The sequence below is a fragment of the Polyangium sorediatum genome, assembly GCF_029946465.1.
Taxonomy (GTDB): domain Bacteria; phylum Myxococcota_A; class Polyangia; order Polyangiales; family Polyangiaceae; genus Polyangium; species Polyangium fumosum.
Window position 1 is genome coordinate 16,910 of record NZ_JARZHI010000036.1, and the last position, 20,092, is coordinate 37,001.

A 20,092-nucleotide genomic window follows, 5' to 3' on the forward strand; every position below is an offset into this window, starting at 1 on the left:
CAGACGAGCGAGGTTTTCCCATGATGGCCGGTACAGGCTACGCGTTCGGCGAGAAAACCGAGGAGACGGACTCCTTCACCCTCTACCGCGCGCGCCGCGAGGGCGACACGGCCGTCCTGCTCAAGGTCTTGCGCCCCGAGGGCGCGCGCGCCGCTGAAATCGCGCGCTTCAAGCAACAGTACGAGCGCCTCGCGCGGATCGCCTCGTCGCGCCTCGTCGCGGTGCGAGGCGTCGAGGAGCGCGCCGGCGCGCTGATCGTCGTGCTCGAAGATTTCCCGGGCCGCGACCTCGCGCAGACCCTCGCCGCGCGTCCTTCCCGCAGGTTGCCCGTGGGCGAGGCGCTCGATCTCGCGCACGCGCTCGCCGAAGGCCTCGCCGCGATGCACGCCGAAGGGCTCGTTCACCGCGATCTCCGCCCGCGGAACGTGCTCCTCGGGGAGGGCGGCGCCGTCAAGATCACCGGCTTCGGCGCCGACGCCGAGATCACCCGCGCGCACGAAATGCTCTACGCGCCGACCGTGCTCGCCGACGTGCTCCCCTACGTCTCCCCCGAGCAGACGGGTCGGATGAACCGCGGCGTCGACGACCGGACCGATCTTTATGCGCTCGGCACCCTTCTCTACCAGGCGCTCACGGGCCGCCCCCCCTTCGAGGGCGTCGATCCCATGGAGCTCATCCATGCGCACCTCGCCGTCTCGCCCACGCCGCCCTCCAGCCTCGATCGGGCCATCCCCGAGGCGGTCTCGGGTGTCGTGCTCAAGCTGCTCGAGAAAAACGCCGAGGACCGCTACCAGAGCGCCGAAGGCTTGCTCGCCGACCTCCATCATTGCCGCGAGGTCTTGCAGAACGGCGGGCCCCTCACGCCTTTCCTCCCAGGGCAGCACGATCGCACCGACCTCTTCCGGATCCACCAGAAGCTCTACGGCCGCGAGCACGACATCCAGGCGCTCACCGACGCGTTCGAACGCGCGCTCGCGGGGAGCCGGGAAATCGTGCTCGTCTCCGGCTACTCGGGCATCGGCAAGTCCTCGCTCGTGCATGAAATCCTGAAACCGCTCGCGCGGCAGAAGGGCTACTTCACGAGCGGCAAACACGACCCTTTCCACCGCGCAGCGCCCTACAGCGGGTTCATCCAAGCCTTCGACGGCCTCGTGCGGCAGATCCTCGCCGAGAGCGAGGCGCGCATCGTCCGGTGGCGGAATGCGCTCCTCGAGGCGCTCGGGCAAAACGGGCAGGTCGTCTGCGACGTCATCCCCTCCTTGACCCACGTCATCGGCCCGCAGCCGCCCGTCCCTGCGCTCACCCCCATCGAAGCGCAGAACCGACTGAACCAGTGTTTTTTGCTCTTCGTCTCGGTGTTCGCGCGGCACGAGCACCCGCTCGTCCTTTTCCTCGACGACCTGCAGTGGATCGACGCTGCGGGCCTCGGATTGCTCCGCGCCCTCCTCGCCGACGATTCGCTCGAAGCGCTCTTCTTCTGCGGCGCCTACCGCGACAACGAGGTATCGCCCGCGCACCCGTTCATGATGACGCTCGGGGAGCTCCGGCGCGGAGGGCTCTCGGTGTGCGATATCGTCCTCGCCCCGCTCGTGCAGCGCCACCTGCTCGCCATGCTCGGCGATTGCCTCGAGCGCGAGGACACCGGCCCGCTCGCCGACGTGGTGCTCAAGAAGACGGGCGGCAACCCGTTCTTCGTCAAACGCCTCGTGCAGTCCCTCCACGACCACGGCGTGCTCACGTACACGTTCGACGCGGGGTGGCGGTGGGATCTCGCGAGGATCGAAGCGCTCGCGTACACGGAGAACGTCGTCGACCTCATGGTGCGCACCATCGGGCGGCTGCCGGCGCGAACGCAGGAATCGTTATGGCTCGGCGCGGCGATCGGGAGCCGCTTCGACCTCGACTTGCTCGCCGCCTTGCTCGCTTGCTCGCCGGAGGAGGCGTATGGCCGCCTGGAGCGCGCCGTCGAGGAGGGGCTGCTCGTCGCCGACCGGAGCGGCTACCGCTTCGCGCACGACAAGGTCCAGGAGGGCGCGTACGCGATGATCCCCGAGGCGGATCGCGCCGTGTACCGCCTCCGCATCGGCCGCCACCTCGCGCGGCACATGGATCGCGCGGACGGCCCGAGCCTCTTCGACGTCGTCGGCCACTGGAACGCCGCGGGCGACCTCGTCACGGACGCCGCCGAGCGCCTCCGCCTCGCGCGCATGAACCTCGACGCTGCCCTGCGCGCCGAGGAGTCGGCCGCGTTCGGCTCCGCCCTGCACTACCTGGAGCAGGGCCTCTCGCGCCTGCCGGCCGACGCCTGGACGTCCACGCACGCCCTCCGCCTCGCGTATGCGAAGAAAATGGGCCTCATGCTCGCGCTCGCCGGCCGACACGACGAGGGCCTCGCCGAGCTCGGGCGTTGCCTCGACCACACCGAGGGCAGGCTCGATCGCACCGAGGTGCTCCGGCTCAAGATGAGCGTGCAGGTGCTCAAGAACGACCTGCCGGCCGCGCTCGCGGAGGGGCTCGCGGCCCTCCGCGGGTTCGGGCTCGACCTGCCCGCGTTCCCCGACGAAGCCATGCTCGACGCCGAGGTGCAGAGGGCGATGGCGCTCGTCCGGGAAACGACGATCGAAGCGCTGCCCGGCCTGCCGCCGCTCGTGGACCCGGAGATCCTGGCCATGCAGGACGTGCTCCAGGAGCTCTTTCTCCCCTGCTACTTCCTGGCCACGAACAACCTCGGCATCACGGTCGCGAAGATCCTCGAGAACACGCTGCGCCACGGGCTCTCGAAGAACTCGATCTTCGGCTGCATGAACTTCGGGATGCTCCTCTGCGCCCGCGGCGACATCACGCTCGGCTACCGCTTCGGCCGCGCCGCCAAGGACCTCGCAGCGCGCTACCCGGACAAGAAGTCCGAGGCGATGCTCTGCAACATGTGGGGCGCCTTCGTGCAGCACTGGCGCGAGGGCTACGCCGCCTGCAAGGCGACGCTGGTCGCGGGGATGCACGCCGGGCTCGAGACGGGCCAGTACATCTGGTCGTTTTACAACACGGTCAATGGCATCACGAACAGCCTCCTGCGCGGCATCCCGCTCGCCGACCTCCTCGCCGAGGCGCAGAGCTACCAGCCGATGCGCAAGCTCGACGAGTCCGATGCCATCACGTGGCTCGTCGGCGCGGCCGGACAACTCGCGCACCAGCTCTCGTGCGAGACCACGCACCCCGCCATGCTCGAGGGCCGGTGGGTCCACATCGGCGAGTCAATCGAAGCGGCCCGCCGGATCGACAACCAGGCCTCGCTCTTCTTCGCCCACTTCTACGTCGTGATCCTCTGCGTCTTCCAGGGCGCATTCGAAGAGGCTGCGCGCACCGCGCTGCCGATGAACACCGAGATCCCCGGCGTCGCGGCCTGGCATGGAAACCCCGCGTTTCATTTCTACGCCGGCGTCGCGCTGACGCAGGCGGCGGACGTCGTCTCGCCGGACGAACGAGCGCGCTTCCTCGCCCGCGCGGAGATCCTCGCCGAACGACTCGCCCACTGGGCGGATCTCTGCCCCGAGAACCTCGCGCACCGGAGCGCCCTCCTCCACGCCGAGCTCACCCGTGCCCGTGGGGACGCGCGCGCGGCCGGCGATCGGTACGACGAGGCGATCGCCCTCGCAGAGCGCGGCGGCTACCTCCACGACGAGGCGCTCGCCAACGAGCTCGCGGGCCTCTCCTTCCGCGCGCTCGGCAAGACCACCATCGCCCGCGCCTACCTCACCGAGGCCCACAGGGTCTACGGCCAATGGGGCGCGACCGAGGTGATGCGGCGCCTCGAACGCTCGTACCCCGACCTCGTCCCCGGCGAGATCCTCCGCGGCGCGAGGGGCCCCGCGGCCACCGGGCCGGCTGGCACCGCGCTCGACATTGGCTCGGTGCTCAAGGCGTCCCAGGCCATCTCGGGCGAGATCGTCCTCGACCGCCTGCTCGACGCGCTCATGCGTGTCCTCGTCGAGAACACCGGCGCGCGGCGTGGCGTGCTCGTCCTCGCGCGCGACGGGCAGCTCGTCGTCGAGGCCGAGCACTTCATCGGCGAGGCGCCCATCCACGCACACCGCGCGACGCCCCTCGAAGACCGCGCGGACCTGCCGGCCGGCGTCATGACGTACGTGGCGCGCACGCGCGAGACGGTCGTCCTCGACGATCGCGCGATCGAGGGGCCGTTCGGCCGTGATCCATGGTTTGCCAGCGCGCGGCCTCGCTCCTCGCTCGCCGCGCCCATCGTTTACAAGGGCCGCCTCGCCGGCGTCATTTACCTCGAAAATGACCTCACCCGCGCGGCGTTCACCCCCGATCGTGTCGAGGTGATCCGGCTGCTCTCGGCGCAGGCGGCCATCTCCATCGAGAATGCGCGCCTTTATGCGGACCTGCAGCAGGAGAACGCGGAGCGGCGGCGCGCGGAGGCATCCGTTCGAGAGAGCCAGGAGCTGCTCCACGCCATCGTGGACAATACGACCGCCGTCATCTTCGCCAAGGACTTCGAGGGCCGCTTGGTGTTCGCCAACCGCCGCCTCGAAGAGATGTTCCACCGGCGCCGCGAGGAGCTCCTCGGCAAGACCGACCACGACTTTCTCCCGCGCGAGGTCGCCGAGCGGTATCGCGCCCAGGATCTCCTCGTCCTGCGGGAGAACCGGGCCCTCGAGTTCGACGATTCGGTGCCGTACATGGAGAACGAGGCGCGCGCCTACATCAGCGTGAGGTTCCCGCTCCGCGACGCCGCCGGGAAGCCTTATGGCACGGGAGGCATCGCGACCGACGTCACCTCCCGCAAGCGCGCGGAGGAGGTGCTGCGTCATTCCTACTCGCTCCTCGAAGCCACGCTCGAATCGACGGCGGACGGCATCCTCGTCGTCGACGAAACGCAGCGCGCCGTGCGTTACAATCGCAGGTTCGTGGAGATGTGGGGCATCCCCGAAGACGTCCTCGCCACCGCGTCGGACAGCATCTTCCTCTCGTTCGTCCGCGACCAGCTCCTCGACCCCGAATCGTTTCTACAAAAGGTTCGGGCCATTTATGCCGCCCCCGAGGAGAGCTCCATCGATACCCTCGTCTTCGGGGATGGGCGGGTCTTCGAGCGGTATTCGCAGCCGCAGCGGCTCGGCGATCGCGTGGTCGGGCGGGTCTTCAGCTTCCGCGACGTCACCCCGCGCGTGCACGCCGAGCGGCAGCGGGATCGGCTCCTGCTCGACGAGCGGCACGCGCGCGCTGCGGCAGAGGAGGCGGTCCACCTGCGCGACGAGTTCCTCTCCGTCGCCTCCCACGAGCTGCGCACCCCGCTCACGAGCTTGCAGCTCGCCATTCAATCGCTCGGGCAGCGCCTCTCCCGAGGCATGGATCCCGAGCGCGTGCGCGCCGCGGTCGCCCTCTCCGGGCGGCAGATCAAGCGCCTCGCCACCCTCGTCGACATGCTCCTCGACGTCTCCCGGATCCAGGCGGGCAGGCTCGAATTGAACCCGACGCAGGTCGATCTGCGCGCGCTCGTCGAGGAGGTCGTCGCCCAGCTCGTCGACCAGATCGCGCAATCCGGCAGCACGCTCACCGTGCGCGCAGCAGAGCCAGTCGTCGGCCGGTGGGATCCGTACCGGCTGGAGCAGGTCGTGACGAACCTCCTCACGAATGCCATCAAATTCGGGAAAGAAAATCCCATCGAGATCACGATCGCGAGCGAGGGGCCACGCGCCCGGCTCTCGGTGACGGACCACGGGATCGGGATCCCGGCCGAGGTGCAGGTGCAGCTCTTCGAGCGGTTTCAGCGCGGCGTCTCCTCGCGCCATTACGGGGGACTCGGGCTCGGCCTTTACATCACCCGCACCATCGTCGAGGCGCACGGCGGGCGGATCTTCTTGTCGAGCGAGGTCGGAGAGGGGTCGACCTTCCGGGTCGAGCTGCCGCTCTCGCCCGCCCCCTCGTCGAGCGAGCCGGACGGCGGATAACTGCTACCGACGCATCCGCAGCGGATGCACGTGCACCGGGCTCCGCTCCAGCGCGCAGCCGGGCACCTCGCGGCTGCATTTCGCCTTCACCCGCGGGATCACATCGGCCGGCCGCACCTTCTGCCAGGCCGCCCACGCCGCCGTCACCTCGGCCTCCGGCGCCGAAAGCGCCGCCAGCGAGAGCGCCTGCACGCGCAAGAGATCGTGATCCCGCGGCTGCACCACGAGCCCTCGCCGCGCCGCTTCCAGCGCGCCCCGCGCGTCGGCCGCGCTGCCTCGCGCGACGGCGAGCATCACCCACGCCGCGTCGTCGCCCGGCGCGCGCGCGGCGGCCTCGGCGAGCGGCGGCGTGGCCTTCTCGAACCGCCACACCTGCGCGAGCGCCTCGCCGCGCAGATACGGGATCGCCGGGTGGTCCGGCGCGAGCGGCGTGACCTTGTCGAGCCAACCCATCGCCTCGTCCACCCGCCCTTGCCGGCTCGCGAGCAAGGCGAGCGCCGCCATCACCACCGCCTTCGGCCTCGCCTCGCCCGTGGCCTCGGCCTCGGCGAGCGCCGCGAGCAGGCTCGGCCCGGCCTCGTCCCGCCGCTCCTGCAAAGCGCCGATCATCCCGAGCCCGTGATCGTAGAGCCTGCGCCACCTCGGCTTGCCCGGCTTCTCCGGCTTCCGCCCCGCGGAGCCCGGCCCGATCCACGCGTCGGCCTCGGCCACCTTCGTCACGGGCTCGGGCGTGCACCCGTCGAGATCAAAACCTGCGGCGCGGAACGCCTTCCCGCGCTCGCTCTTCGACGCCTCGCACGCCGCGTGGAACACCGGCAGGCTCCGCGTCCGGTGCCGCAGCCGCGCGATCACGCGCAGCGGGAAGGCGACGCCGGCCGGCGCTTCGAGCCCATACTCCACCACCTGCGCGCCCCGCGGCGGGATCGTGTGATTGAAGACCGGCGCCCGGAATTGCTCCGTCTGCCTCTCCAGCCGCGGCTTCCCGTCGTCGCCGACCTGCAATGCGCGCAGCCGGTGCGCCGTCGGATCGTCGCCGGTCGCCTCGTGCTCGAGCCCCGCCTCGGCCACGAGCGCGCCGTTCGCGTCCCGCACCTCCACCTCGACCCACGCGTCCGCCGCGTCCATCGTCCCGCCGGGAAACCTGTGCCCCACGCGTTCATTGCGCAGCGCCACCGCGACCACGACCCGCTCCCCCGCCGCCACCGGCGCTCCATCCGCCGGCAACGTCCGATGCCCATCCGCGCCGATCACGGCCGCGATATCGATGGACACCGACCCTTCGAGGAACACGCGTGTCTTCGCGAGCACGTCTGGATCCTTCCGGATCGCCGCGAGCCACGTATGCCCCCCGAGGAACGCGTGCGACGCGATCTTCCCTTCCTTCGCCGCGGGATCCCCCCGCTCCGCGCGCACGCGGGGCATATGACAGCCCCGGCAATCCTGCTCGGCCACCTCCTCGTCGAGCGCGTGCACGCGCGAGCCTGCATACACGGATTGTTGCCACGGCGTCACGTCGTCCTGCCCGATGAGGTGATGCGCGTTCCCGGTCCCCTCGTTCAAAAAGGCCCGATGGCAGCTCGCGCAAATCGCGGCCGTCCGCAGCGCGGGGGTCGCGGCGCGGGCCTTGTGCGCGGCGATGCTCCTGGGATCCCTCGGCTTGGGCGCGGGGAACGGCTCGGCGCTGAGCGTATAACTCCCGTTCCCGTCGATACGCGCCTCCTCGATTCCGTGGCACGTCCGGCACCCGATCCCGGCGTGCGCGCGCGCGTCGGAGGGCTCGATGGCCTTGTCCATGGCGCCGTCGACGAGCAGGGAGATGTCGTGACAACCGCCGCAGAACCGGCTCTTGTCGTGGTCCACGTCGGCGCGGAACCGATCGACGGCGGCCCGGTACATGGGGTTGTTGAACGAAGCAAACGCATGGGCGCTGCCACGAAAGCCGGCGGCGACGTCCGCGTGGCACCCCTCGCACTCGCTGCCGTCCGCGAGTTCCTTGCCGTGGTGCTTGCCCTTCAAGACGATCTCGGCCGGGGCGAGGTCGAGCTTGGATTGGGGCAAGGTGGCGAAGATACGACCCCGTAGGGGATCGGCGGCGGGGGCGGCGGTCTTCGGTGAAAGCTCCGGCGTGCCGCCGGAAGGAGCGCAGGAGGCCGCGAGGGCGACCGAGGAGAGGAGGACGGTCCCGAACAGGGCGCTCTGCCTGCGCATGGGCGCATGCTCGCCGAGACAACGCGCGGGGGCAAGCGGGATGCAAGGCTCGAAGCCGCTTCGCTGGGGCTTTGCCCCAGGCCCCAGCAGGGGCTCTCCGCCCCTGCACCCGGACCAGCGAGGCGCTGGACCCAGGATTGAAAACCTGCGCTCCGCGCAGGTTTTCAAACAGGCCGACGAAGAAGCCAGGTCGCCAGCCGAACCCGCGGCGCGGCTGTCTTGGTGGGCAGGGTCGTTGCTGGTCTTGACCGGGCCTGTTCGATGAACTGCGCATCGCGCAGTTCATCGAACTTGGGTCCAGCGCCTCGCTGGTCCGGGGTCGAGGGGGCGGACAGCCCCCCGCGGGGTCCGGGGCAAAGCCCCGGCGCGACGCTTCAGGGCAGGTCGGAGGGGAACGCCTGGGCTGTGACGGTCGCCCCGGCGCGCATGTAAAGGAGATCGAACCGACGCCGGGTGAACCGGAATCCGCTCGCCGTCCGCACGTAATCGTCGCTGTAGACGCCGCCCACATAGGTGTCGACGTTCTCCTTCACGCCGAACTCCGTCAGATACCAGCGCCCCGTGGCCCGCTTGGGGTGCGTGCCCGGCACGATCTCGACGGTGCCGGAGTGGACCGCCTGCACGATACCGCTCCAGAGGCTCAGGATGTCGGTCAGGAACGTGATGATGTTGTTGCGACCGACGATGTGCTGAAAGCCGGTGATGTCGAGCACCGCGTCCGGCGTGAAGAGGTGGTGCATTTCATTCATCGCCTTGCGGTTCACGAGATCGGCGAACCTGGCGACGAGATCGTGAATCTCGAGCTTTTGCTTGATCTGAGCTTTTCCGGACATGGGTCACCTCATGACATCGTAAGTGGACATCCATCCCGCGAGCGCCGACGCGCATGACAACCCGCGCGGTCATACGCCATCCACAATGGAGCCAGCGCGCGCGAGATATCGATAAGATAGCACCGTCCTCGGCACACGCGGCATAAAGAATGCCGCGGTACGGACATTGTTTGACCTGGATTCGGTTTCACCAAAGTGGCGCACCGCGGCATTCTCCTCGACGCCTGGTGTCGTTACCTTCCATGGGCCGCCCGAACACGAAACTTCGGATCAAGTGGGCGTTGACGAATATCCAGCGTTGTGAAACCCTCGCCCTCCAACGCTCGGGGGGCCGTTCGGGGGCCAAAAAGGGCAACGCTCTACATGGATGCCACGCTCTTCATTCCAAACTATTCCGGACTCGATAAGATTCACGAGGGGCCTGGGGTGGCCCTTTACCGTGGTCTCCGGGAAAACGACCGCACGCCTGTCGTGCTCAAGGTGACGAGGGGGGAACACCCGCACCCGCGTGAGCTGGCCAGGCTGCGCCACGAGCACGCCCTCCTGCGCATGCTGGAGGGCCCGGGCATCCTCAAGGCCCACGCGCTCCTCCGGTACGGCGCCGGCCTCGCGCTCGTCCTCGAAGACACCGGCGGCGAATCGCTCACGCTCCGCCTGCGACGGGGCCCGCTCGATCTCCGCGCCTGCCTCGACATCGCGCTCGCGCTCGCGCGGATCCTCGACGGCGTCCACGCGCGCGGCGTCATCCATAAAGACGTCAACCCGAACAATGTCCTCGTGGGCGAGCGCCCCGCCGACGTCCGGCTCATCGATTTCGGCATCGCCACGCTGCTGGCCCACGAGAGCGCACCCGCAGGGGGCCACGCGTTCCTCGAAGGGACGCTCGCCTATATCGCCCCCGAGCAGACCGGCCTCCTCCGGCGCACGGTGGATTCCCGCGCGGATCTCTACTCCCTCGGCGCCACGATCTACGAGATGCTGACCGGCGCCCTGCCCTTCGACGAGCAGGACCCCATCGATCTCGTGCACAGCCACGCCGCGCGGATGCCCGTGCCCCCGCACGAGCGACGGCATGGGATCCCCGACGTCGTCTCCGCGATTGTGATGAAGCTCCTCGCCAAGGCCGCGGAGGACCGTTATCAACAAGCCGCCGCGCTCGCGGCCGATCTTGCCCGGTGCGTCGAGGCCCTCGATACGGGCGCTGTCCCGCCTTTCGAGCTCGGGCACAGGGACCTCCGCGATACGCTGACCATTCCGGAGAAGCTCTACGGGCGCGAAGCGGACGTCGCGGCCCTCCTTTCGACGTTCGACAGGATGAGCCGCGGCGGGGCGGAGATCGTCCTGCTCGCGGGCGCGGCGGGCGTCGGCAAATCGGTGCTCGTCCAGGAGGTGCAGCGCGCCCTCGCGCTTCGAGGGGGAAACCTCGTCGCCGGCAAATTCGACGCGCTGCGCCGCGATATGCCCTTCAGCGCGTTCATCCAGATCTTCCGCGAGATCGTGAAGGGCGTGCTCAGCGAGCCGCCGGATCGGTTCGAGGAGCGCCGGAGCGCCCTTCTCGCGGCGCTGGGCCAGGGCGGCGCGCTCCTCATCGACCTCGTCCCCGAGCTCGAGCGTGTCATCGGCCCGCAGCCCCCGGCCCCCCCTGCGGGCCCCGTCGAGGCGCAGAACAGGCTCGGCATGCTGATGCAGAGCTTCGTCCGCGCCCTCTCCGGCCCGCAACGCCTGCTCGTCTTCTTCATCGACGATCTGCAATGGGCCGACGCCGCGTCGCTCTGGCTCATGCGCCTGCTCACGACGGATCCGGCCGGGAGCGCCGTCATGCTCCTCGGCGCCTATCGGGACACCGAGGTGGACGAGACACACCCGCTTCGAATGACGCTGCGCGAAATCCGAAAGCAAGGCGTGATCCCGACAGAGCTCGCGATTCATCCGCTCGACGAGGAGAGCGTCGTGCGCCTCCTCGGGGACACCTTCCCGCGCAGTGACCCGGCGCGCCTCCGGACGCTCGCGGGGCAGCTCGGGGCCAAGACGGGGGGCAATCCGTTTTTCCTCTCGCAGCTCCTCCTCGCCCTCCATCGCGACGGCCTCTTTCGCGTGGATCGAGCCGAAGGGAAATGGACGTGGGACGACGCGGAGATCGCCGCAGCCCCCATCGCGGACAACGTGGCGGATCTCATGGCCGCGCGCCTCGGGCAGCTCGATCTGCGCGCCCAGCAGATGGTCTCCCTCGCGGCGTGTATCGGCCGCGAGTTCGACCTTTCGACGCTGCATGCGATCGCCGGCGAGCCCCCGGGCCGCGTGGCCGCCTCGTTATGGCCCGCGCTCCGGGAGGGGTACCTCGTGCCCCTGGATCAGGACTACCTGCTCCTGCCGACGTCGGACGACGTCGAGGTCCCGAGCGTCGCGTCCGGCTTCCCTCCCCCGGACGGCATGGGCATAGGCGGGGAGACCCCGATCAATGCGCGGTATCGATTCCTGCACGATCGCGTCGAGCAGGCGGCATACGCGCTGGCCCCGGCCGAGGTCCGGGCCGGGGTTCACCTGCGCATCGGACGGCGGCTCCATCACGCGCTCGGCGAGGGCGCGCGGCCCGAGGAGCTCTTCGAGGCGGCCCGCCAGTTCAATGCAGGCGCCACGCACATCAAGGACGCCGAGGAGAAACGGACGGTCGCGCGGCTCGACCTCCAGGCCGGCCGGGCCGCGCGCGGCCAAGGAGCTTACAGCGAGGCGGCGGCCTTCCTCGCGGCGGGCGTCGCCCTCGTCCACGACGAGGGGTGGATCGACGAAGACGACCTGACATTCTCGCTCCTCCGGGATCAGGCCGAGTGCGAGGCCATGGCGGGGCGCACGGCCCAGGCCGACGTGCTCATCGACCGCATCCTCGCGCGGGCCGTCCGCGCGTGGCAGCGCGCGGACGCGTATGGCGTGCGGGTCATCATGTACACCTCGCTCGGGCGGTTCTCCGAGGCCATGGACGCGGGGCGCGCGGCCCTCGCGCTGCTCGGCGTCGACCTGCCCCCGACCCCGGAGGAGGCGGAGGAGATGGCCACGCGCGAGGTCGAGCGGATCGATCACCTCCTCGCGGAGGGGGGCGCCGCCGCGCTCCTCGCGTCGCCGGAGCTCACGGATCCCGAGGAGCTCGCGGCGGCCCGGATCCTCCCCGATCTGCTGGTCCCTGCGTACTGCATCGACATCCGGTTCTGGAAGCTCGTCCTCGCCACGCAGACCTCGCGCGGGATGACGCGTGGCCATTGCGGGTCGACCGCGCAATCCTATGTGTCGTACGGGTTTTATCTGGCCGGGGCGCTCGGGCGTTATGCCGAGAGCCGCGTCTTCGGCGAGGTCGGGCTCGGGCTCGCCGAGACACACGGCGACCCGGCGCTCCTCTGCAAGGTGACCCAGTCGTTCGCGACGTTCGCCGGGTATGCCCATCCGCTGCGGCGGGTGGTCCCGCATTTCGCGCGGGCCCGGCAACTGAGCCTCCAGTCGGGCGAGCTCGTGTATGGCTCGTTCGCGTGTGTCTTCGTCCCGGTGACCCTCTTCCGGCTGGGCGATCCGCTCGACGTCGTGACCGCCGAGGCGCGTCGCAGCGGCGCCATCCTGAAGCGGATCCAGAACCCCATGTCGAGCGCGCAGCTCGTCGCGATCCAGCAGACGATCGCCTGCCTGCGGGGAGACACCGAGAGCCCCACGTCCTTCAACGACGGGACCTTCGACGAGGCGGCGTGGGTCGCGGGCCTCGATCCGGTCCTCATGGGATTCGTCCGGGTCCTCTATTTCACCTACAAGACGCTCACGCTCTTCCTGCACGACCGCCCCGAAGCGGCGCTCCCGCTCCTCGAAAGCGCCGAGGAGGCCGCGGGCGCGGTCGTGGGGCATCACTGGCCCACCGATTTGCCCTTCCATGCGAGCCTCGTGCTCGCCGCAGTGTACCCGGACGCGAAGCCCGAAGAGAAGCCACGCCTCCTCGAGCGGCTCGTCCGGTACCGGGACAAGCTCGCCTCGCTCGCGGGCGCCTGTCCGGAGAACACCGCCCACCGGCATGCCCTCGTCGCGGCCGAGATCGCGAAACTCGAAGGGCGCCCGAGTGAAGCCATCGACGCCTACGAGCAGGCCCTCGCGCTGGCCGCCAAGCACGGCTTCCCGCAGGACGAGGCGATCACGAACGAGCTTTATGGCCTCTTCTTCCTCGGGCGGGGACAATCGAAGAATGCCCGCACCTATTTGACCGAGGCCCATTACGGCTACCTCCGCTGGGGGGCCACGATCAAGGTCGCGCAGCTCGAACGAAAACACAGGGCCCTGCTCTCCACGCCGGACGTCCCGTCCACCCCGGCCCTCGGGCCCGGCACGACGACCCTCTCGATCCGGTCGACGGTCGGCAAGCTGCTCGACCTGACGACGGCCGTCCGCGCCGCGCAGGCGCTCTCCGGCGAGATCGTCCTGGATCAGCTCATCCAGCGGCTGATGCGCATCATCCTCGCCAATGCCGGGGCGGAGCGCGGCTTTTTGATCCTCGATCGCAACGGGGCGTGGGTCGTCGAGGCTCGATTCCAGGTCAGCCCGGATCTCGTCGAGTCTCGGCTCGACACCCCCCTCGAAGCGCGCGCGGATCTGGCCCAATCCATCGTCCGTTACGTGGCGCGCACGCAAGAGCCGCTCGTGCTGGAGAGCGCCACGCGTGACCCGCGCTTCGCGGCGGACGCGCACGTGCGGAGCGCCGCGCCCCAGAGCGTGCTTGCCGTCGCGCTGATCCACCAGGGCCGCTGCCGCGGCGTCCTGTACCTGGAGCACAACCGCACCGCAGGCGCGTTCGCCGAGGAGCGGCTGGAGTTCTTGCAGATGCTCTGCGCGCAGGCGGTCATCTCCATCGAAAACGCGATGCTTTATGACCGGCTGCAATCGATGGGCGCCGAGCTGCGGGAGCTCAACCAGCACCTCGAACAGGGAATCGCCCGCCGCACCGAGGAGCTCTCCGCGGCCAACGAGCGCCTGGAGCAGGAGCTGGAAGAACGCGCGCAGGCGGAGACCGCGCGCGCCGCGCTGCAGGAGGAGATCATCCAGATGCAAAGCGCGCGGCTCGACGAGCTCTCGATGCCGCTCATCCCGATCACGGAGGAGATCCTCGTGCTCCCCCTCATCGGGACGATGGACGCGCCGCGCGCCGAGGCGATGATGGAAGCGGTCCTCCACGGAGCCCAGGCGCACAGGACACGCACGGTCATCATCGACGTGACGGGGATGAAGCGCATCGACGCGCGCGCGGCCGGCGCCTTGCTCCAATCGGCGAGCGCGCTCCGCCTGATCGGCGCCGAGGTCGTCCTTTCGGGCATGCGCCCGGACTTCGCGCGCGCGATCGTGGACCTCGACCTCGACCTCACCGCGATCGTGACCAAGGGGACGCTCCAGAGCGGCATCGCCTACGCCATGGGCCGCGCGCGCCGGCGGAATTGATCACGGCGAAGAGGCCCGAGGGGAACGTAAGACACCTTCCCTGTTGACCCGGTCGCCGACCCCCTCGACCCGGTCCCCCGACCCCCTCCAACCGGTCGCCGACCCCCTCCAACCGGTCGCCGACCCCCTCGACCCGGTCACCCGACCCCCTCCAACCGGTCGTGCGACCCCCTCCAACCGATCGCCGACGCCCTCGACCCGATCGCCGACGCCTTCGACCCGGTCGTGTGATCCCTTCGACCCGGTCGTGTGATCCCTTCGACCCGGTCGTGTGACCCCTTCGACCCGGTCGTCTGACCCCCTCGAACCGGTTCCACGTAGGGAGCAAGCCCTCGCCATCCATCTGGATTGCGTGCCGCGCGTATGAACCCTTATAGTGCAGGAATGCAACGTTCTTATGCACTTCAGCTCGCCGCCGTCCTGTTCGTGCTCGCCTCTGGCTGCGAACAAAGCGGCGGGACTGCGACCGGCGGCGCCGGCGCGAGCACGACCGGCTCGGGACAAGGCGGCAGCGCTGGACAGGGTGGTGCCGGACAAGGCGGCGCCGGACAAGGCGGCGACAACGTCGGGGGCGCGTTCGTCGGCAGTGGCGGCGCGGGTGGCTCCGGCGGGGGCGGGCCCGAGGTGTGCGACGGCATCGACAACGACGGCGACGGGGTCATCGACAACGTCGACGTGGGCAACGACGGCATCTGCGATTGCCTGCGCGTCGCGACGCTCGGGCTGCCCGGCCAGTGGGGCAATGGCGATGTCTTCGCCACGTGGCTCGACACCCGGAGCGACAATGGAGCCGTCTCCCTGAACGACCAGGTGCTCACGAAGGACCTGCTCGACAAATACCAGGTCATCGTCGCGCAGAACCTGAACGAGCTGAACCGCTCGTATTCGGAGGCCGAGGTCGCGGCGCTCAGCGCGTGGGTGAAGGCGGGGGGCGGCTTCATGACGCTCATCGGGTATGCCGACCCGAACGAGCGGACGAACGTGAACACGCTCCTCAGCGCCTTCGGCATGAGCTACGGCGCGCAGCAGATCCTCCCGCAGGCCGGGGGCTCGACCATCCCCGTCTCGACCTGGGTGGCGCATCCCGTGACGAACGGCGTGACGCAGATCGGCATCGACAATGGATATCCGGTCGAGGGAATGGGCCAGACGCTCGCCTCGGAGCAAGGGCACGACGTGCTCAAGGCGCAGGACGTGGAGAGCGGCCACGTGCTCATGTGGGGCGACGAATGGATCACGTACGACTCCGAGTGGACGGGGCACCCGGAATATCAGGTCGAGCTGTTCTGGTTGAATGCGATCAAGTGGCTGACGCCCGCGAAGAACTGCCAGGTGGACATTCCGGCGCCGAACTGACGCAGGCCCCTCCGGCGTCCTCGTTCCTCGTTCCTCCCCCCTCCACACGTCGAGCCTCCGCCCTCGCTTCCGCCTCGATACGAACCGGGCGACCGGTATCGTCGACCCTGACGTCGAGCCCGGCGGCGACGCCTATCTGCGTCCCGGGAACGGACAAAGAGACGATACGACAACCGGCGACGTGCTACGAGATACCCTAGCGGTCATGTCGAAGCGATGCCGAACCTCCCGTGTGAGGCACGAGGAGCCTGCGCTGTTCGACCGCCTGTCTCCGGTGGCCTGGAGGGGTCACGGCGAGGAGACGGGCGAGCGTCGCGGTTGATGGCGAGAGGGGGAGGTGATGAGCACGAAGGGCGACACCGAATCTTGCAGCCGGCTCATCGCATTGTACCAGAAAGCATCGATGGCATTCGGGGTCGCCGTGCTCGTGATCGCGGTGCTCGTGATGATGGGCTGGGCGTTCGACGTGGAGGAGCTGACGCGCGTCAGGACGCACTTCCCGTCGATGAAGGTGAACACGGCGGTCTCGTTCGCATGGATGGGGCTCGCCCTCCTCGTGCTCCACGCAGAACGAGCCAAGGGTCGCTCGAAAGGCAAAACCATTCTCCTCTTGCTCTGCGGGGGCCTCGTGACCTGCATGGCCGCCGTGACGCTCGCCGAGTACCTGTGCGGGCTCGCTCTTCCCATCGACGAGGCGCTCGTCGCCGATGCGGACTCCGCCCTTTCCCCGACCCCGCCGGGGCGCATGGCGCCGATCACAGCGCTGAAGTTCTTGTCGCTCGGCCTGGCGCTGCTCCTCCAGCAGTCCTCCAAGCGCCGGAACTGGCCGTGGCAAATCCCGGTCCTCCTGGGCCTGTTCCTCTCCATGCTGGGGCTGCTCGGATATCTGTACGGCGTCCACGCCATGATCACGTTTTTCCCTTACTCCTCCGTGGCGATTCACACGGAGATTGCGTTCACGCTGCTCTCGCTCGGCCTGCTGTTCGCCCGACCTCGCGTCGGCGTCATGTCCGTCTTCGTGAGCGACAAGCCCGGGGGCGCGCTGGCAAAACGAACGCTGCCCGCGGCCCTGCTGACGCTGGTGGTGCTCGGCCTCCTCGTGCAACTGGGGAGCACCCACCACATCTTCGATCTGGGCTTCTCGGTCGTGCTCATCGTCGCGCTCGGGACGACCGTCCTGTCCGCCATTTTATGGCGGCTCTCGGAGAAGCTCAATCGACTGGACGATGCGCGGGAGAGGGCCGCCTATCACTGGAGGCTCATGATCGACCACGCGGCCGGCGCCGTCGCGATGTTCAATCGGGACATGAAATACCTCTGGGTGAGCCGCCGATGGATCTCCGACTTTCGCCTGGAGGCGGTGGACTGCGTGGGCAAGTCTCATTACGAGGTCTTCCCCGAAGTCCCCGACTGGTGGAAAGAGGTGCACCGTCGTTGCCTCGCCGGCGCGGTCGAGCGCTGCGACGAGGATCGCTTCGAGCGAGCCGACGGCACGGTCACGTGGATCCGGTGGGAGGTCCGCCCCTGGCACGAGGACGGCGAGGAGATCGGCGGCATTCTGATGTTCGTCGAGAACATCACGCAGAGGAAGCTCGCGGAGGACGCGCTGAAGAACGCGAACGCGGAGCTGGAGCGGCGGGTCGAGCAGCGTACGCAGCAGGTGGCGCTCCAGGCGGAGATCCTGCACAACATGGCCGAAGGAGCTTGCCTGGTGAAGGCCTCCGACGGGTCGATCGTCCACACGAACCCGAAATTCGAGGCCATGTTCGGGTATGCCCCCGGAGAGCTCATCGGGCGGCACGTCTCGATCCTGAATTTCGAGGACGTCACCGGAGGCGCGCAGGAGCTCGCGCGTCGGCTCGTGTCGACCATTCTCGCGCAAAACGTCGCGACCTACGACATCCACAACGTCCGGAAGGACGGGACGCCCTTCTGGTGTCGCGTCACGGCGTCGCAGTTCCGCCACCCCGAGCACGGGCTCGTCCTCGTCGCCGTGCACGACGACATCACCGCCAAGAGAAGGAGCGAGGAGGCGCTCCGGCGCAGCGAGCAGAGGTATCGTGATCTCGTCGAGCTCGCGGCCGACGGGATCTTCGTCGTCGACGCGGCGGGGCGCTGCATCGACGTGAATGGCGCCGGGTGCGGGATGCTCGGCCTCTCCCGGGACGAGCTCGTCGGCACAGCGCTCCTCGACAGGATCCCGCCCGAGGCCGCGTCACGCTTCGAGGCCGCCCTGAGGCGCCTGGCGGAGCCCGGAACCGTCGACGTCGCTGAATGGGATCTGCGAAAGAAGGACGGCAGTTATCTGCCGGTCGAGATCAGCGCCAAGTTCTCCCCCGATGGGAGGCTCTTGAGCTTCGTTCGCGACATCAGCGAGCGAAAACGGGCGGAGCGCGCGCGCGAGGTGGCCGAGCGGCGTTATCGAAGCCTCGTGGAGAGCGCCCACGACGCGATCGTCGTCGTCGACGCCCGGGGGTGCATCACGCTCGTGAACAAGCAGATCGCGTCCCTGTTCGGATACGAGCCCGAGGAGGTGATCGATCAGCCGGTGGAGATGTTGATCCCCGAGCGGTATCGGGGGCACGTCCAGCACAGGACCGCCTATGTCGCAGATCCCCACGCGCGCCCCATGGGAGCGGGTCTCGATCTTTATGCCGCGCGAAGAGACGGGAGCGAGTTCCCCATCGACGTCTCCCTGAGCCCCGTGCTCGTCGACGGCGAGCTGCAGGTGACCGCGATCATCCGCGATGTCACCGCACGAAAGAACATCGAGACGCAGCTCCGTGAGGCCATTCGAACACGGGAAGACGTCGTGGCCATCGTGTCGCACGATCTGAAGAACCCGCTCTCGGCCATCCTGATGAACGCGCGTCTGCTGAAGAGGCTCCGCCCCAACGATCCGGACGTGCGGGCGCGGCTCTCGAAGATCGCAGACAGCGTCGACCGCTCGGCGACGGTCATGCAACGGCTGATCATGAGCATCCTGGACTTCGCCAAGATCCAATCGGGGACCTTCGTCGTGGAGCCCGAGGTCCACGACATTCGAGCCATCGTGGGCATCTGCTGCGAATCCATCGAGACCCTCGCGGCCGCGAGGTCGATTCACGTCACCCACGAGCTCGATCCCGACCTGCCGCGTATCCTCGCGGATCACGATCGAATCCTGCAAGTCTTCTCGAACCTCCTGGGAAACGCGATCAAGTTCACGCCGGAGGGAGGCGTCGTCACGGTCCACGCCCATCGCTCGGATCGATACATCGAGATCTGCGTCTCGGATACGGGCCCCGGCATCCCCGACGCGCAACTGCCCCACCTCTTCGAGCGGTACTGGCAGGCCAAGGAGACCGCGAGGCTCGGGTCGGGTTTGGGCCTGGCGATCGCCAAGGGGATCGTCGAAGCCCACGGCGGGAGGATCTGGGCCGAGAGCACGCTCGGGCATGGCAGCACGTTCCATTTCACCGTGCCGATGGCCGAGGCCGCAAGATCCCGCGCCAGCGCTTGAGCGCCTCGTCGCCCCCAGAGCGCCCCTCGTCGGCGGATTCCCACGGCTCGTCGGATGAGCGTCGCTGGTCAGACGGCTGCCCACATTCTTCGGGACGAGCTTCCTTTCCGCAGCCCGGAATGGATCCCTTCTGGAGGTGTTCCGATGACTCGTCTTCGAATTGCGCAGTTCGCTTCCGCGCTCCTCGGCTTCTTCGCGCTCTTGCCTGCGGCTTCGGCTCGCGACAAGGGACATCGGTTCGTCGCGACGGTGCACGGGGGCGCGGGGACCGAGGCGGCGGTCGGCGGCACCCTGGAGCTTCGGCTCCTCGACGCCATCTGCCTGGGCGGCACGCTCGATTATGGCGTCAACTATGCCGGCACCTACGGCTCGTATCGGTACCTGGGGCCGGCCGTGCACGGGAGCTGGTCCATCAAGTTTGCGGACATCTTCGAGCTGCGGCCCTTCTTCGGCGCGCGGTTCCCGCTCGACCTCCAGACCGTGGACGCGCCCGATTACAAGATCGTGGACAACCATACCGTCGCGTTCACGACCGGGCTCCGCACCGCGTTCATCCTCGACTTCTTCGTGATCGGATTGCAAGCCGATTTCACGCCCCACGGCGTCACCTGGCAGCACGTCGCGACGGGCAAGCAGATGAAGGAAGACGAATACTTCTTCCGCGGCTCGTTCGTCCTCGGCGTCGCATTCGGGCCGGACAAGAAGGAAGGATACGAAGGGCGGCAGAGCGCGAAGTCGAGGCGGAGCCGGTTCTGGACGGCGTTTTAGCGGCG

General features: G+C 68.7%; 7 protein-coding genes. 5 read left to right on the plus strand and 2 right to left on the minus strand.

The window, feature by feature from the left end; all coding sequences use genetic code 11:
* The first annotated feature begins 20 nt into the window (after nucleotides 1-20).
* Nucleotides 21-5,966: an AAA family ATPase gene (locus tag QHF89_RS31045; RefSeq protein WP_136971199.1), complete on the plus strand. Its 5,946-nt coding sequence runs from the start codon at nucleotides 21-23 to the stop codon at nucleotides 5,964-5,966.
* Nucleotides 5,967-5,969: 3 nt separating this feature from the next.
* On the opposite strand, the gene QHF89_RS31050 is transcribed toward QHF89_RS31045, so the two are convergent.
* Both QHF89_RS31050 and QHF89_RS31055 read right to left on the minus strand, forming a co-directional pair.
* On the minus strand, nucleotides 5,970-8,174 hold the full coding sequence (locus QHF89_RS31050; protein WP_136971200.1) for a multiheme c-type cytochrome: 2,205 nt from the start codon (nucleotides 8,172-8,174) through the stop codon (nucleotides 5,970-5,972).
* Nucleotides 8,175-8,548: 374 nt separating this feature from the next.
* Nucleotides 8,549-9,007, minus strand: coding sequence for a nuclear transport factor 2 family protein (locus tag QHF89_RS31055; RefSeq protein ID WP_136971201.1), 459 nt, complete (start codon nucleotides 9,005-9,007; stop codon nucleotides 8,549-8,551).
* A gap of 363 nt (nucleotides 9,008-9,370) precedes the next feature.
* On the opposite strand from QHF89_RS31055, the gene QHF89_RS31060 reads away from it, so the two are divergent.
* From QHF89_RS31060 to QHF89_RS31075, 4 genes are all read left to right on the plus strand, one after another.
* Nucleotides 9,371-14,461, plus strand: coding sequence for an AAA family ATPase (locus QHF89_RS31060; RefSeq protein WP_284721144.1), 5,091 nt, complete (start codon nucleotides 9,371-9,373; stop codon nucleotides 14,459-14,461).
* Nucleotides 14,462-14,845: 384 nt separating this feature from the next.
* On the plus strand, nucleotides 14,846-15,817 hold the full coding sequence (locus tag QHF89_RS31065) for a ThuA domain-containing protein (RefSeq protein ID WP_136971203.1): 972 nt from the start codon (nucleotides 14,846-14,848) through the stop codon (nucleotides 15,815-15,817).
* 340 nt (nucleotides 15,818-16,157) lie between these two features.
* On the plus strand, nucleotides 16,158-19,319 hold the full coding sequence (locus QHF89_RS31070) for a PAS domain S-box protein (RefSeq protein ID WP_136971204.1): 3,162 nt from the start codon (nucleotides 16,158-16,160) through the stop codon (nucleotides 19,317-19,319).
* Nucleotides 19,320-19,463: 144 nt separating this feature from the next.
* Complete coding sequence (locus QHF89_RS31075; RefSeq protein WP_136971205.1) at nucleotides 19,464-20,087, plus strand: hypothetical protein; 624 nt, start codon at nucleotides 19,464-19,466, stop codon at nucleotides 20,085-20,087.
* The last annotated feature ends 5 nt before the right edge of the window (nucleotides 20,088-20,092 follow it).

Bases quoted from the DNA above. Each gene is read 5' to 3' on its own strand.
- QHF89_RS31045 (WP_136971199.1), top strand. From the start codon at position 21: ATGATGGCCGGTACAGGCTACGCGTTCGGCGAGAAAACCGAGGAGACG.
- QHF89_RS31050 (WP_136971200.1), bottom strand. From the start codon at position 8,174: ATGCGCAGGCAGAGCGCCCTGTTCGGGACCGTCCTCCTCTCCTCGGTC.
- QHF89_RS31055 (WP_136971201.1), bottom strand. From the start codon at position 9,007: ATGTCCGGAAAAGCTCAGATCAAGCAAAAGCTCGAGATTCACGATCTC.
- QHF89_RS31060 (WP_284721144.1), top strand. From the start codon at position 9,371: ATGGATGCCACGCTCTTCATTCCAAACTATTCCGGACTCGATAAGATT.
- QHF89_RS31065 (WP_136971203.1), top strand. From the start codon at position 14,846: ATGCAACGTTCTTATGCACTTCAGCTCGCCGCCGTCCTGTTCGTGCTC.
- QHF89_RS31070 (WP_136971204.1), top strand. From the start codon at position 16,158: ATGAGCACGAAGGGCGACACCGAATCTTGCAGCCGGCTCATCGCATTG.
- QHF89_RS31075 (WP_136971205.1), top strand. From the start codon at position 19,464: ATGACTCGTCTTCGAATTGCGCAGTTCGCTTCCGCGCTCCTCGGCTTC.